This is a genomic window from Arthrobacter koreensis, from assembly GCF_035792275.1.
GTDB classification, from domain to species: domain Bacteria; phylum Actinomycetota; class Actinomycetes; order Actinomycetales; family Micrococcaceae; genus Arthrobacter_B; species Arthrobacter_B koreensis_A.
The window spans coordinates 45665-60028 of the sequence record NZ_JAMWKK010000003.1; the positions used below are offsets into that span (position 1 = coordinate 45665).

Here is a 14364-nt window from a genome sequence, read left to right on the forward strand (position 1 = left end):
GAGGCCCGGGATGCGCTCAGCATCCCGGGCCTCTCTCGAGCAATCGCCCCGAACTAGACGTTGAAGCGGAACTCCACCACATCGCCGTCGGCCATAACGTAGTCCTTGCCTTCAATCCGGACCTTGCCGTGGGCCTTGGCTTCGGCCATTGAACCGGCCTCAACGAGGTCCTCGAAGGAGACAACTTCGGCCTTGATGAAGCCGCGCTGGAAATCGGTGTGGATGACGCCGGCGGCCTGGGGCGCGGTGTCGCCGCGGTGGATGGTCCATGCACGGGTTTCCTTGGGACCGGCCGTCAGGTAGGTCTGCAGGCCCAGGGTGTGGAAGCCGACGCGGGCCAGCTTGTCCAGACCGGACTCGTCCTGGCCGCTCATCTCAAGCATCTCGCGGGCTTCTTCTTCGTCCAGCTCCACCAGGTCGGCTTCGAGCTTGGCGTCGAGGAAGATGGCATCCGCCGGAGCCACAAGTTCGCGCAGCTCGGCCTGACGGTCCGGGTTGCCCAGGACGGCGTCGTCAACGTTGAAGACGTAGATGAACGGCTTGGCGGTGAGCAAGCTCAGCTCACGCAGCTGGTCCATGTCCAGCTTGTCCTTCTCAATGGAGGAGAAGATCGTGTCACCGCGCTCCAGCACAGCCTGGGCGGCCTGCATGGCAGCCAGCTGAGCGGCGTCGCGCTTCTTGATCTTCACTTCCTTCTCCACGCGCGGAATGGCCTTCTCCAGGGTCTGGAGGTCCGCGAGGATCAGTTCGGTGTTGATGGTCTCCATGTCCGAGCGCGGATCGACTTTGCCGTCCACGTGCACCACATCGGGGTCGTCAAAGACGCGGATAACCTGGGCGATGGCTTCGGCCTCGCGGATGTTAGCCAGGAACTGGTTGCCCAGGCCTTCGCCTTCGGAGGCGCCCTTCACAATGCCGGCAATGTCCACGAAGGACACGGTTGCGGGCAGGATGCGCGCTGATCCGAAGATCTCGGCAAGCTTGGCAAGCCGCGGATCCGGCAGGGAGACGACGCCGACATTCGGCTCGATCGTAGCGAACGGATAGTTCGCCGCCAGCACGTTGTTGCGGGTCAGCGCATTGAACAGGGTTGATTTGCCGACGTTGGGCAGGCCGACGATGCCAATAGTAAGAGCCACGTTAGTAAATCTTACCGGGGCAGCCCGCCAGAGCCGAACCGGGCACAGCGCCGTCCGGAAACGGGTTAGGAGCGGCGGCCGCCGAGTCCCCGGGAGGAGTCTCCCATGGCCTTGAGCGTGGCGCGGATTTCCTTGGGCAGGGAGAAGATGATGTCTTCTTCAGCCGTAACGACTTCCTCGACATCCCCGTAGCCGTATTCGGCCAGCAGGTTCAGCACGTCCTGGACCAGGTTCTCCGGAACCGAGGCACCGGAGGTGACGCCCACGGTGGAAACGCCTTCGAACCAGGACTCGTCCACCTGGTTGGCGAAGTCCACGCGGTAGGAGGCCTTGGCACCGTATTCGAGGGCCACCTCGACCAGCCGGACCGAGTTCGAGGAGTTCGCCGAGCCGACCACAATCACCAGGTCAGCGTCCGGAGAGATCTTCTTGATCGCGGCCTGGCGGTTGGAGGTCGCGTAGCAAATGTCGTCGCTGGGCGGATCCTGCAGGTTCGGGAACTTCTCCCGCAGCAGCTTCACCGTGGTCATGGTCTCGTCAACGGACAGCGTCGTCTGGGAGAGCCAGATGACCTTGTCCGGATCCCGGACCTGGACCTTGTCCACGTCTTCGGGCCCGTTGACGATCTGCATGTGGTCCGGCGCTTCCCCGTAGGTGCCTTCAACTTCTTCGTGCCCCTCGTGACCGATCAGCAGGATGTCGAAGTCGTCGCGGGCGAAGCGCACTGCCTCCCGGTGGACCTTGGTGACCAGCGGGCAGGTGGCGTCGATGGTGCGCAGGCCGCGGTCTTCGGCAGACTGCACGACGGCGGGAGAGACACCGTGGGCAGAGAAGATCAGCAGGGAACCTTCGGGCACCTCGTCCGTCTCGTCGACGAAGATGGCGCCGCGCTCTTCCAGCGTGCTGACAACGTGCAGGTTGTGGACGATCTGCTTGCGCACGTAGACGGGCGGACCGTAGTGTTCCAGCGCCTTTTCGACGGCGATCACGGCACGGTCGACGCCGGCGCAGTAGCCGCGCGGGGCGGCAAGCAGGACCCGGCGCGCTCCGGATACCGGCGCGGCGGCAGCGACCTCTTCAGGGCTGCGGCGGCGGCGTGGCACGGTGGGCATCGGCACGGAAACGGCTGTGCTGGTCATGACTCCATGCTAGCCGGTGGTCTGCCGCGCCCCGATTCCGCGGTGCGTTAGTCCGCTGTCAGCGCACTGCCCGGCGGGATCCGGCCACCAGGCGGAACACCAGCCCCAGGACAAAGGCCACGGCTCCGGCAATGAGCAGCACCAGCAGCCAGGACTGGAAGCTGGACTGCGCCAGCGGAATCAGGCCGTCGATGAACGTCGAGGCCACCGGATTAGCCGGTGTCTGTCCCTCCACAATCCGCCCAGCGGCACCGGAAGCCAGCCACAGGACACCGGCGACCACGGCGGCTCCGGCACCAATGAGCGCGAACGTAGTGGAACGGCGTCGGGCAATGAGCAGGCCAAGCAGGGCAGCCAGTGCGGCAGCGGCAGCGAACAGCGGCCAGGAGTCCGCGAGCCGCACCACGTTTTCAAGTTCTCCGCTGCGGTCCTGCCCCGAGACTGTGAGCAGCCGCTCCCCCGCGTCGGCGGGCTCCGTTCCGAGTTCACCGGAAACCTGGGCACTGACCAGATTGAGGAGCGGCCCCAGGTCAAGGGTTGGAGTGCCTGAATCGAAGGTTGCCGCATGTGAGCGCGCCAGGGTCTGGGTCCAGGCTTCGGGGTAGCCCGGTGCTTCCTGGAATCCGGAGACCACCCGTTCCACAACGGGCGCAACCAGGGAAGCGAGTCCCTCCGGCAGACCGTCAGTGACCGCGGTGCTGGCCTGCGAGGCGACTGCTGAGGAGAGTTCTGCCTGGAAAGATTCGTCCTCGCCCAGCGGCTGGGCAAGCTGCGCGAACCCCTGTGCCGACACGGCATTCTGCGCCAGCCACGCGCTGCTCACTGCGGCCCCGGTAAGCAGCAGCGCTATCAGGACCAGGACTGCCGAACCGAAAGTTCGCATAGTTCCCCAAATCGTTTTCCGCGGAGCCGGGCTGTCCGGCACTAGTTTCATTTCGGCCTGCCCGGCAGCCGCTGTCCACGTCCCCCGGCGTCGGACACGATGTGTCCCAGGCACCTGATAGACAATAACCTTAGGACCGGCACCGCAAAGGACCGGCCTGCCGCGGGACCAACAGGAGTTCGTAACATGCAGAATGACGCAGGAGCACAGCAGCCGGGCCAGACGGATGCCGGAAACACTCTCGCGCCCACGGCTGCCCTGACTTCGCCCGAGAATCCCTGGCCGCTGGCCCTGCTGTCCAAGAACCTGAAGGCCTACATCGACCGCGCGCCCGCCGCGTGGGTTGAGGGCCAGGTCATTGAACTGAACCGCCGTTCCAACGCCTCGTTCATTACCCTGCGCGACGTCGATGCCGAGGTTTCGCTCTCCCTGACGGTCTGGAGCACGGTCATGAACCGCCTGGAACTGCCGCTGGAGCGCGGGGCCCGGGTGGTGGCACTGATCAAGCCGGACTTCTACGTCAAGACCGGACGCCTCTCCATGCAGACACGGGACATCCGGCCCGTCGGGCTGGGAGACCTGCTGGCCAGGATTGAGCGCCTTCGCCAGGCCCTCGCGGCCGAGGGCCTCTTCGCTGCGTCACGGAAGCAGCGGCTGCCGCTGCTTCCCGGCCGGATCGGCCTCATTACGGGCCGGAACTCCGACGCCATGAAGGACGTGATGCGCAACGCGGCACTGCGCTGGCCGGCTGTTGCCTTCGAGGTCCGGGAAGTCGCCGTTCAGGGCGTAAACGCCGTCGGCGAAGTCACGCGCGCCCTGGCGGCCTTGGACGCGATGCCCGAAGTAGACGTAATTGTGATTGCCCGCGGCGGCGGTTCGCTGGAGGACCTGCTGCCGTTCAGCCACGAAGACCTGATCCGGGCCGTCGCTGCAGCTCAGACCCCGGTGGTCAGCGCCATTGGACATGAGGCGGACCGGCCGCTCCTGGACGAGGTCGCGGACCTGCGTGCCTCCACCCCCACGGATGCGGCGAAACGGATTGTGCCCGACGTCGGCGAAGAACTCGCGCGGATCGGCACGGCACGCTCGCAGCTGCGCCGGATCATGGAACTGATGCTCAGCCGTGAAACGGACCGGCTGGCGCATATCCGCACCCGTCCGGTCCTCTCCGCCCCGGAAACCATGCTGGCTTCCCGGGCCGAGGACATCACCCGCCTGCGGGACCGCGCGTTTTCGGCCATGCGGTCCGAAGTCCGGCGCGATGCAGACAGGATCAGCTACCTGCGTGCCCAGGTGCGCGCGCTTTCGCCGCAGAAGACCCTGGACCGGGGCTACGCCGTCGTGCAGCTCGCCGACGGCTCCGTGGTCCGCGACGCCGCCGAGGTGGAAACCGATGCCCGGCTCCGCATCCGCGTGGCCGCCGGTGAGCTTGGCGCCGTGGCAACCGGTCACCGCTAAACCGACTTCCCAACTGAGGAGAACAGCATGAATGAAGCAGCAGCCCTGCCTGCAGACATCGAAGCCATGAGCTATGAGCAGGCCCGCGACGAACTCGTAGCCGTGGTCACCCGGCTGGAGGCCGGCGGAGCCAGCCTCGAGGAATCCCTCTCCCTCTGGGAACGCGGCGAAGCGCTGGCTACCCGGTGCGAATCCTGGCTTGAAGGCGCCCGGGAGCGCCTTGAGGCCGCCCGCGCCGCACGCGAAGCCTAACCGTGCCCCTGCCACAGGCGGCAGGGGCAGCGGCATCGGCTACGGCTTGTAGGTACTCAGGAATTCGGCGAGCCGCGAAATGGCGTCTTCGATGTCTTCGAGCGCCGGCAGCGTCACCATCCGGAAGTGGTCGGGCCGGATCCAGTTGAACGCCGTGCCGTGCGAGACCAGGATCTTCTGCTGCTTGAGCAGGTCCAGCGCGAACATCTCATCCGACTCAATGGGATAGGCCTCGGGGTCCAGCTTCGGGAACAGGTACAGCGCGCCCTCCGCGTTCTCGACGCTGACACCCGGAATGTCATTGAGCATCTTGTGAGCCAGGTCGCGCTGCGCCTTCAGCCGTCCGCCGGGCAGGATCAGGTCGTTGATGCTCTGGTAGCCGCCAAGCGCGGTCTGGATCGCGTGCTGCGCGGGAACGTTGGCGCACAGGCGCATGTTGGCCAGCAGGTTGATGCCCTCGATGTAGTCCGCGGCTTCACGCTTCGGACCGGAAATCGTCATCCAGCCGCTGCGGAATCCGGCGATCCGGTAGGCCTTGGACAGTCCGCTGAAGGTCAGGCAAAGAACATCATCCCCGGTGAGGGACGCAGCGTTGATGTGCACGGCGCCGTCGTACAGGATCTTTTCGTAGATCTCATCGGCAAAGATGATCAGTCCGTGCTTCCGGGCGAGGTCCACGATCCGGCGCAGCACGTGCTCCGGGTAAACAGCGCCCGTGGGGTTGTTCGGGTTGATGAGCACAATGCCCTTGGTGCGCGGAGTGATGCGCTCTTCCATGTCCTGGACGTCCGGCCACCAGTGGTTCTCCTCATCGCAGAGGTAGTGCACTGCGGTGCCGCCGGCCAGCGAGACCGACGCCGTCCAGAGCGGGTAGTCCGGGGTGGGCACCAGGATTTCGTCGCCGTCGTCCAGCAGCGCCTGCAGGGACATGGTGATCAGTTCGCTGACGCCGTTGCCCAGGTACACGTCGTCGACGTCGATGTTCTGGATCCCGCGGCCCTGGTAGTACTGCACCACGGCAGTACGGGCCGAGAAGATACCCCGGGAGTCGCTGTACCCCTGCGCGGTGGGCAGGTGGCGGATCATGTCCACCAGGATCGCTTCGGGTGCCTCGAACCCGAACGGGGCCGGATTGCCGATGTTCAGCTTCAGGATCCGCTGTCCCGCCGCCTCCATGCGCTGGGCATGCTCAAGGAGCGGCCCGCGGATGTCATAGAGAACGTTGTGAAGCTTGTGCGACTGGGTAAATTCTGGCATCTACACAGAATGCCACAAGAGGTTGCTTCGCTCCCCAACCACTACGCCGAGAGGGCAGTTACGGCTCCTTTCGCGGGCGATTGGAGCCGTAACTGGCCTCTCGATGGAAGCGCGGGAACCAGACCCGGGAATTAGGCCAGGCCCTTTTCCTCCAGCCATGCCTTGGCGGCGTCCTTCGGGTCCTGCTTCTGGTCACCGGAGACAGCCTGGTTAAGAGCAATCAGGTCTTCGGTAGTCAGCACGGCGGAGATGCTGTTCAGCACATCCTGTGCTTCCTGCGAGACGGCATCCATGTTCACCAGCGGCACTACCTGCTGGGCAATGAAGTTGTTCTTCGGATCCTCGAGCACCACCAGGGAATTCTCCTCGATGGACGGGGTGGTGGTGTAGATGTCCGCGGCCTGCACCTTGTCCGTCAGGAGTGCCTGCAGCGTTGCTTCGCCGCCGCCGTCGTTGATCGCTTCGAAACCGGCCGGTTCGCAGCCGTACTTGTCCTTCAGCCCGGGCAGTCCGTAGGCCCGTTCCTGGAAGGTGGTGGGAGCCGCAATGGTGATCTCGCCGCAGACCTTGGCGAGGTCCTCCAGGGAAGTCAGGCTGTACTTCTCCGCGGTGGCCTGCGTGACCACCAGGGCGTCCTTGCTCTCAGCCTCGGCCGGTTCCAGGACAGCAATGTTCATGTCCGGCGACTCTTCCTTCAACGCATCCGGAAGCGCGTCCATGATCTCTTCCGCAGACTGCGCCGTGGCCTCGGTGTCCGCGAACAGGAGCAGGTTTCCGCTGTAGTCCGGAATGACCTGGACCGAGCCGTCTTCGAGGGCACGGTAGTAGATTTCACGGGACCCGATTCCGGGCTGCGTGCTGGCCTGGATACCCTCGGCGTTCAGCGCACCGGCGTAAATCTCGGCGATGATCTGGGATTCGGGGAAATCGGCCGATCCCACCACCAGCGTGGCGGAATCCTCGACGCCGGTGGGCGCGGAGGATGACTCGACGCTCTGCGGATCGGAGTTCGCGCCGCAGGCGGCGAGCATCAGGACCGTGGTCAGCCCTGCAGCGCCGGTGAGCGTTTTCCGGGTGCCCGGACGGGTAAGTGTTCTCATGCTGTTGTTCCTTCTGCGAGGCCGGCAGGGGAAGGCTGCCGGCGGCGGTGGGTGGCCGGTTTCCGGGATCTGCTGCGCAGGCCCGGCGAAAGTGCGAGGCGCTGGACGGCCGCCAGCACCAAATCAACGGCGAGGGCGAGCAGCGCGATGAGCAGCGCGCCTCCGAAGAGGCGCCCGTTATCACGCAGCTGCGTTCCCTCGATCAGGTACACGCCCAGCCCGCCCAGGGATATGAAAGCCACGACCGAGACGGTGGCCAGAACCTGCAGCACAGCGGCGCGGACACCTCCAAAGACAACCTTGAAGCCATTGGGCAGTTCAACCCGGAACAGGATCTGGAGTTCGCTCATGCCCATGGCCCGCGCTGCGTCCACGATGGTGCGGTCCACGGAGGAGATGCCGGCGTAAACACCTGCCAGCAGGGGCGGGATCGCGAGCAGCACCAGGGCCCAGATGGGCGGCATCAGGCCAATTCCGGCCAGCAGGACAAACAGGAACACCAGCCCCAGCGTGGGCAGGGCGCGCAGGATGCCGGCACCGGAAACAACGACGACGCGGCCGCGGCCGGTGTGCCCGATGTACAGGCCCAGCGGCACAGCGATCAGGGCGGCGATTCCCACGGCGAGCGCGGTGTAGCCAAGGTGCTCCACGATCCGCTGCGGAATGCTGCCGATGCCCGTCCAGGAGCTCTCGGCAGTCAGCCACTCATACATCTGGACCAGGACGTTGTCGGAAGAGTAATCCATCAGCCTGCCGCCGTCCGCGCTTCAACGGTGTTCAGCGGCAGCTTCGGTCCGCCGCGCTTCACGGCCCGGCTCCACGGTGTCAGCAGCCGCTGAGCCAGCACCAGGACCAGGTCCAGCACGAGGGCCAGGAGCAGGATCAGGACTATGCCGATCACGATTTCCGTGGGGAAATTCCGGTACAGACCGTCCATGAAGAGCCTGCCCAGGCTGTCGATGCCCAGCAGTGCCCCCACGCTCACCAGGGACATGTTGGACACCGAGATCACCCGGAGTCCGGCGAAGAGGACGGGCAGGGAGAGCGGGAGGTCGACGGCGAAGAACCGGCGCAGCGGACGGTAGCCCATGGCCGTGGCAGCCTGGCGGATGTCGTCGTCCACGGAGTTCAGCGCATCGACGGTGGAGCGGACCAGCAGTGCCACCGCGTAGATGGTCAGGGCCACCACCACGTTGGTGATGTCCAGGACCCTGGTACCCAGGATCACCGGCAGCAGGACAAAAAGCGCCAGGGACGGGATTGTGTACAGGATCGCGGAGGAGCCCAGGATCGCTCCCCCGGCGAAGCGGTGCAACCGGGCGAACTGGGCCAGCGGCACGGCGATCAGCAGGCCAAGCACCAGCGGCACCACGGCCTGGAAGAGGTGCAGCGCGGTGAGCCGGGAGATCATCTCCGTGTTGGCCCAGAACCAGTCCATGTTCAGACCGCCGAGCCGTGCAGGGCCTTGCCGCGGCGCAGCCGGGCAGCTTCAATCAGTTCGAAGATTTCACCGGCACGCACAATGCCCACGGACGCACCGGCGTCGTCCACCACCACGCCCAGGCCTGAGGGCGACGACAGCGCCGCGTCGAGTGCGCTGCGCAGGCTCTCGCCGCGGCGGTGCAGGGACCCGCCGGGCACCAGCTCGGCAGGGGTCCTCACGCTCTCCCGGCTGGAGGCCGGTACCCAGCCCAGCGGGCGTCCTGCCTCGTCAACGGCCAGCGCCCAGCCGCCGCGCACGGGGACTGCGGGATCGGCCAGCGCGGCCGGGTCCAGGGTCTCCACGGGATGCACGGGAACACCCGCGCCGGGCTGGAATCCAAGGTGGCGGAACCCGCGGTCGCGTCCCACGAAACCTGCGACGAAGTCATCGACCGGTGCGCGCAGGATGCCTTCGGGGCTGTCGAACTGGGCCAGCCTGCCGCCCACGGCGAAGACTGCCACCTTGTCTCCGAGGACGGTCGCTTCGTCGATGTCATGGGTGACGAAAACGATGGTCTTGGCGAGGTCGCGCTGCAGGCGCAGCAGTTCCTGCTGCAGTTCGCTGCGCACCACGGGGTCGACGGCGCTGAACGGCTCGTCCATCAGCAGTACGGGAGGATCCGCGGCCAGGGCACGGGCAACACCAACGCGCTGCTGCTGCCCGCCGGAAAGCTGGGCGGGATAGCGCTTGCCCATCGCCGATTCCAGGCCAACGACGTCGAGCAGTTCCGCTGCCCGCGCCCGGGCCTGCTTTCGCGGCACGCCGTTCAGGCGGGGCACGGTGGCGATGTTGTCCAGCACGGAACGGTGCGGGAGCAGTCCCGAGGACTGCATGACGTAGCCCATCGACCGGCGCAGGGCCGACGGCGCGATCTGTGAAGCGTCTTTCCCGTCGACGTGGATGGTGCCCGACGTCGGTTCCACCATCCGGTTGATCATCCGCAGCGATGTTGTCTTGCCGCAGCCCGAGGGACCCACAAAAACGGTGATGGCTCCCTTTGCGATGTCCAGGGAGAGGTTGTCCACGGCTGCCGTCTCCGAGTCCGGGTAGGACTTGGTGACGTTGCGGAAGCGGATCATGGGCTCGGGGGAATCCGGCCGGGCTGCTGCGGCGTCCGGAATCGACATGGCTGCCTCCGTGGTTGGGTGCGACGGGCTCGCATACGGGTGAATAAACGGCAGTATGCTGACAAGCCGTGGAATTAAGCTATGTGCTTCCGGGCCCCGGCGTCCAGCGGATGCACGGGTTACGCGCCTAGCGTAGGGGCGCCGTGCCGCTTTCGGGCGCCGCGGCCAGCAGTTTCAGAGCTGCGTCCACCAGCCCCACCCGTTCAAGCCCGGCTACTTCCTCCAGCGGGAACCACGCCGCTTCATCGGTGCTTCCCGCAGTTTCGCTGACCAGGCTGCCGGAGATAATCCTGGCCCGGTAAATCACCCGCAGCGCGTGGAGCATCCTGCCCTCGCCCCGCATCCGCCGTTCAGCCGGCACAAAATGGCTGTCCACCCCCAGCAGGTCCTCAAGCTCCACCGAGAACCCGGTTTCTTCGCGGACCTCCCGTACGGCGGCTGTCGGGGCGTCCTCCGCGTACTCAAGTCCTCCGCCGGGGAGGGTCCAGGCCGAATTGCCGTGCTGGTTCCAGTGCGCCAGCAGGATCTGCCCGTCCCGGACCACCACGGCGTAGGCGCCCACCCGGACGTCAAAGGCCCGCTCGCTCATGCCGCCTCGCCCTGCAGCAGGTAACGCACGCCGAAGACCGGGTCCTGGCTCAGGAACCGGATGTCGCCCAGTCCCCGGGCAGAGAGCCCGGCCAGGAGCAGTTCCTGGAGCAGCGGCTGGTGTACTCCGATGCCGCCGCCCACCACCACCGGGCCGCTGATGCCCAGCCGGGCCGCGACGTCGGCCACCAGTGACGCCAGGTCCCTCGCTGCCGTAGCGATGATGCTGCGGCTAGGCGCATGCCCTTCCTGCGCCGCATCAAAGACCACCCGCGCCATGGACGCCCAGTAGCGCCGCCCGGTGCCGGCGTGGAACCGGGCGATCAGCGCATCGGGTTCCTCAACGCCCACTGCGAGCAGCAGTTCGGCGGCCAGCCGGTCGGGCTGCTGGCCGAGGTCGTGCAGGCGCAGGGTGTGGCGCACCGCTTCACGGCCGATCCAGTAGGCGCTTCCTTCGTCGCCGAGCAGGTAGCCCCAGCCGCCCGACCGGGCCTGCTCACCGCCTGGTGTCATGCCCCAGGCCACGGAGCCGGTCCCGGCGATCAGGCCGATGCCGTCCGGGGCTTCGCCAGCCGCGAGGATCAGCCGGGTGTCATGCACGACGGTCACGTCTGCCCCCGGCACCTGTTCGAGGATCAGTTCCCCCAGCGCGGCGGCGTCGTCAGCAGTGTCCACTCCCCCGGAACCCGCGATCACCCGGGTGACGCCGCTGGTGCCCAGCGCAGCGAAAATCTCGGCGAGGTTGTGCCGCGCCTGTTCACGCGAAACGTTCTGCACATTGGCGCTTCCGCTGACGGCTTCTGCTGCCACCACCTGCCCCTCGAGCCGGATTCCGTGTGTTTTGCTGCCGCCGATGTCGAGGCCGATGGCTGTGATGGGGGTAGTTTGTCCGGGGCTGGATGCGCTGGTGCTCGATTGCATTCCTTTAGCCTACGCAGAGGAGAAGCTCCACCGGATATTGTGAGCACATTTGGCATCCCGGCCGCGCGGATCAGGCGTCCGCGCCCTGCCGGGCACGGTCCAGGAGCGCATCAGCTGCAGACAGCCGGAGCGCAGCGTTTGCCTGCCGGTCCAGCCGCCCTGCCCGGGCTCCGGAAACAAGGCTGAGGGCGACGCCTGCCGCGCGCGCGTTCAGGGCCGCGGCGGAGCTGCCCGCCTGCACAGCGGCCGCCTCGAATCCGGGCTGGAATTCTGCCAGCCGGTCCGGGAGCGCCGATTGCGGGGAAAGCCTGGCCAAGACTGCGAGATGGCCCAGAAAGCAGGCAAGGTCATCGACACGGTGCCCGGGCCCCAGCCCGTCCACGTCCAGGACACCGGTAATCCTGCCGCCGTCCCAGCGCAGGTTTCCTTCGTAGAAGTCTCCATGCACCGGCACTACGGGCCCCGCGTCCAGTGCCTTCACCAGGGCTTCGATTCCGCCGGCGAGGTCCCGGATCCGCCGCTCCTCCCCCGGAAGGACACCCGCGGCGGCCAGGCCGTACGCCTTCGCACGCTCAGCCCAGGCGGGCCGTCTGCGCAGGGACAGGGCCGGTTCGGGCAGGGCATCCAGGACGGCGGTAAGGTCCGCCGGCGTGATGCGTCCGGATCCGGCCGCCAGGGTATGAAGCAGCGGGGCACCGGGCAGGGCGGAGAGAACGACGGCGCTGCGGCCTTCCGCGCCGGGCAGCAGCTCCGGCGCCGGGACAGCGGAGTCCGCGAGCAGCTCATGGCGGGCACGCAGTCCGTCCACGTGGCCGGGCAGCACCACCTTGATATAGGCCTGCTCCGCACCGTGCACCGCATGCACGACAGCGCGCCGCAGAGGCCGGTACCCGGACATCTCCAGCACCGCTGGGCCGCCCTGAATTGACCCGAAAACCTCCCGGGCAACTTCGGCCGGTGAGAGTGCCCATGCCAGGTCGCGGAGCATCGGATCATGGGGGTGCAGCCAGAGGAAAAGCCGGACCCCGGACAGAGAGGTCCGAAGCACCGGTCCTTCCGCCGCAGCGGGCGACGTCGTCGCGCCCGCGTAGAGGCTGATCCCCGCACCGGAGGGATCGACAGCGGTGATGCGGTACAGGGCGGTGGCCCCGGCACCGGGCCGGTCAAAGGTGCGCTCGTGGGTCCAGATGTCCAGGACCAGACGGCCGGGTGTGAGCAGCTCGGCCAGGGGAACAGCCATTCCGGACCCTTCCAGCAGCTCACGTGCGGGAACAGGGTGCAGGCTGCTGGCCGAAGCCGCGCGGTCGCCGTCCGCTCTCCGGCCGCGTGGCCTCGGAGACATGTGGGGAGGCTAGGCCCGGCGGCGCTGGAGTACGTCGTCCAGGTTCAGGATGCCGGTTGCGGGGCGCGGTTCGATGGCCGTGCTGCCGGGAGCCGGAGCGGCGATGGGCCGGATCGGCGTCTTCAGGACGGGCTTGGGCGAGGCAGGCACAGCGAGCGGAGCGGGTGCAGGACGCGGTGCCATCGGGGCGTCCACGTAGGTCGGTTTGGGCACGGCAACCGGCTGCCATGACGAAGCTTCGGCGCTCTTCGCTGCTTCGGCGAGGGCCGCCGCACGCAGCTCCGACGCGGTAAGACGCGGAACGGGCTTGGGCTCCGGAGCGGCGGGACGGGCAGGTTCCGCCGCTGCCGGCAGTTCTGCCCTGCGGGCCGCGTCGTCACCGGCGGCGTCGAAAACGGTGTCCGCCTTGGGGTTGCTGCGTACCGGTGCCTGCGGTTCCGGTTTCTGCCGGGCAGCGGCAGCGGCGCGGCGGGTGCGGCGTTCCCGCTGGTCACGGACCGCCAGGCCGCGCAGCGACACGACGGCGGCGCCCGTTCCCAGAGCTGCCCCGGCGGGGATCCACCAGGACACAGCACCAAAGAGGGCCGCCGCGCCTCCGGCCGGGATGGCAACGGCGAAGAGCAGCCCCAGGACAGCCAGCGTGAGCCGTCCGTAGCGGATGTTCAGGGGACCGGGGGCAGATGCCGGAACAGCCTGCCCTGCAGTCGCACCGCCTGCTGCGGTGCTCCCTTTCAGGTGCGGCGTGTGCTGGACGCCGGTGCTGGTGTTGTGCATGGTGTTCCCCTGAGAACTTGGGTCCGGTTCGATGGCGGCACTGCTGGCTGCGCGGACGGAGGTGCCGGCACGTCCCTGGGACGGGGCAGGCACCTGCTTTCCATGCAGGTACTGCGGGGCAACCCAGAGCAGCCAGAGCCCGACGGCTGCCGCCAGGACCAGGGAGCTGTTAAGAGGGAAGTCCACAACTACGACCGTATGAGAAAACCCCCACCGGTTGCGGCATTGGCAGGGGTGTGTCGAATCACTTCCGGAGAAAAGAAGTGCGTCATAACCCGAAGTCAGCGCGAAGATGCCAGCCTGGAAAGCAGTCCTTCCGGCACTTCTTCCGCCGTAAGGGCGAAGCTGAGATGGTCCGCCCACTCCCCCGCAATGTGCAGGTAGCGGCGCCGGAGTCCTTCTTCCCGGAATCCAAGTTTCTGGACTACCCGCAGGCTGGGCCGGTTTTCCGGGCGGATGTTGATCTCCATCCGGTGCAGGCCCAGGACCTTGAAGCAGTGGTCGGTGGCAAGGGCAACGGAGGTCGGCGCGATGCCGCGGCCGGCCCGCGCCTCGTCGACCCAGTACCCCAGGGTCGCCATCCGGGCCGAACCCCAGATGATGGACGAGACGGTCAGCTGGCCGACAATCGCCGGGTTGCTGCGCACTCCGCCCTGGCGCTCCGTGATGACGAAAGGCAGGGCGGTGTCCTGGCGGGCCTGCTGGTTGAGGCTCCGGACCATCCCGGTATAGGACGGAAGAACTGTTCCGGGCAGCGGGTTGGTGGCTTCCCACGGCCCGATCCACCGGGCGTTCCGTGACCGCACCGAATTCCATTCGGTGCGGTCACGGTAGCGGATCGGCCGGAGGATGAGGTCGCCGCTTTCAAGCGTCACCGGCCAAATCGCCGACCCCAGCATTT

General features: G+C 67.0%; 15 protein-coding genes. 2 read left to right on the forward strand and 13 right to left on the reverse strand.

Going from position 1 to position 14364, the window contains the following annotated elements; genetic code table 11:
• Nucleotides 1-53: 53 nt before the first annotated feature.
• From ychF to NGB94_RS03715, 3 genes are all read right to left on the reverse strand, one after another.
• Nucleotides 54-1139, reverse strand: a complete 1086-nt coding sequence (gene ychF, locus NGB94_RS03705; protein ID WP_325789191.1) for a redox-regulated ATPase YchF — start codon at nucleotides 1137-1139, stop codon at nucleotides 54-56.
• A gap of 65 nt (nucleotides 1140-1204) precedes the next feature.
• On the reverse strand, nucleotides 1205-2278 hold the full coding sequence (locus NGB94_RS03710) for a 4-hydroxy-3-methylbut-2-enyl diphosphate reductase (RefSeq protein ID WP_325789192.1): 1074 nt from the start codon (nucleotides 2276-2278) through the stop codon (nucleotides 1205-1207).
• 58 nt (nucleotides 2279-2336) lie between these two features.
• A complete protein-coding gene (locus NGB94_RS03715) occupies nucleotides 2337-3161 on the reverse strand; it encodes a hypothetical protein (protein ID WP_325789194.1) in 825 nt (274 codons plus the stop codon).
• Nucleotides 3162-3347: 186 nt separating this feature from the next.
• Here NGB94_RS03715 and xseA point away from each other — a divergent pair, with 186 nt between their 5' ends.
• Nucleotides 3348-4619: an exodeoxyribonuclease VII large subunit gene (gene xseA, locus NGB94_RS03720; RefSeq protein WP_325789196.1), complete on the forward strand. Its 1272-nt coding sequence runs from the start codon at nucleotides 3348-3350 to the stop codon at nucleotides 4617-4619.
• Between the two features lie 27 nt (nucleotides 4620-4646).
• Nucleotides 4647-4871: an exodeoxyribonuclease VII small subunit gene (locus tag NGB94_RS03725; RefSeq protein ID WP_325789197.1), complete on the forward strand. Its 225-nt coding sequence runs from the start codon at nucleotides 4647-4649 to the stop codon at nucleotides 4869-4871.
• Between the two features lie 39 nt (nucleotides 4872-4910).
• Here the strand turns inward: NGB94_RS03725 and NGB94_RS03730 are convergent, their stop codons facing one another.
• From NGB94_RS03730 to NGB94_RS03775, 10 genes are all read right to left on the reverse strand, one after another.
• Nucleotides 4911-6128, reverse strand: coding sequence for a pyridoxal phosphate-dependent aminotransferase (locus NGB94_RS03730; protein WP_325789198.1), 1218 nt, complete (start codon nucleotides 6126-6128; stop codon nucleotides 4911-4913).
• Nucleotides 6129-6259: 131 nt separating this feature from the next.
• The gene (locus NGB94_RS03735) at nucleotides 6260-7228 is read right to left on the reverse strand and encodes an ABC transporter substrate-binding protein (protein WP_325789199.1); all 969 of its coding nucleotides are present in this window, start codon (nucleotides 7226-7228) and stop codon (nucleotides 6260-6262) included.
• Entirely contained in the window at nucleotides 7225-7974 is a 750-nt protein-coding gene (locus NGB94_RS03740) for an ABC transporter permease (RefSeq protein ID WP_418910601.1), read from the reverse strand. The genes NGB94_RS03735 and NGB94_RS03740 overlap by 4 nt, the downstream gene beginning before the upstream one ends.
• Nucleotides 7974-8666 (reverse strand): ABC transporter permease, encoded by a 693-nt coding sequence (locus NGB94_RS03745; RefSeq protein ID WP_325789200.1) that lies wholly within the window; start codon nucleotides 8664-8666, stop codon nucleotides 7974-7976. The genes NGB94_RS03740 and NGB94_RS03745 overlap by 1 nt, the downstream gene beginning before the upstream one ends.
• A 2-nt stretch (nucleotides 8667-8668) precedes the next feature.
• A complete protein-coding gene (locus NGB94_RS03750) occupies nucleotides 8669-9838 on the reverse strand; it encodes an ABC transporter ATP-binding protein (protein WP_418910602.1) in 1170 nt (389 codons plus the stop codon).
• A gap of 127 nt (nucleotides 9839-9965) precedes the next feature.
• Complete coding sequence (locus NGB94_RS03755; RefSeq protein ID WP_325789201.1) at nucleotides 9966-10427, reverse strand: NUDIX hydrolase; 462 nt, start codon at nucleotides 10425-10427, stop codon at nucleotides 9966-9968.
• The gene (locus NGB94_RS03760; protein WP_325789202.1) at nucleotides 10424-11347 is read right to left on the reverse strand and encodes an N-acetylglucosamine kinase; all 924 of its coding nucleotides are present in this window, start codon (nucleotides 11345-11347) and stop codon (nucleotides 10424-10426) included. The genes NGB94_RS03755 and NGB94_RS03760 overlap by 4 nt, the downstream gene beginning before the upstream one ends.
• Nucleotides 11348-11417: 70 nt before the next feature.
• The gene (locus tag NGB94_RS03765) at nucleotides 11418-12689 is read right to left on the reverse strand and encodes a phosphotransferase (protein WP_325789203.1); all 1272 of its coding nucleotides are present in this window, start codon (nucleotides 12687-12689) and stop codon (nucleotides 11418-11420) included.
• Nucleotides 12690-12698: 9 nt separating this feature from the next.
• A complete protein-coding gene (locus NGB94_RS03770; RefSeq protein WP_325789204.1) occupies nucleotides 12699-13649 on the reverse strand; it encodes a hypothetical protein in 951 nt (316 codons plus the stop codon).
• A 95-nt stretch (nucleotides 13650-13744) separates the two neighbouring features.
• Nucleotides 13745-14362 (reverse strand): GNAT family protein, encoded by a 618-nt coding sequence (locus NGB94_RS03775; protein WP_325789206.1) that lies wholly within the window; start codon nucleotides 14360-14362, stop codon nucleotides 13745-13747.
• Nucleotides 14363-14364: the final 2 nt, after the last annotated feature.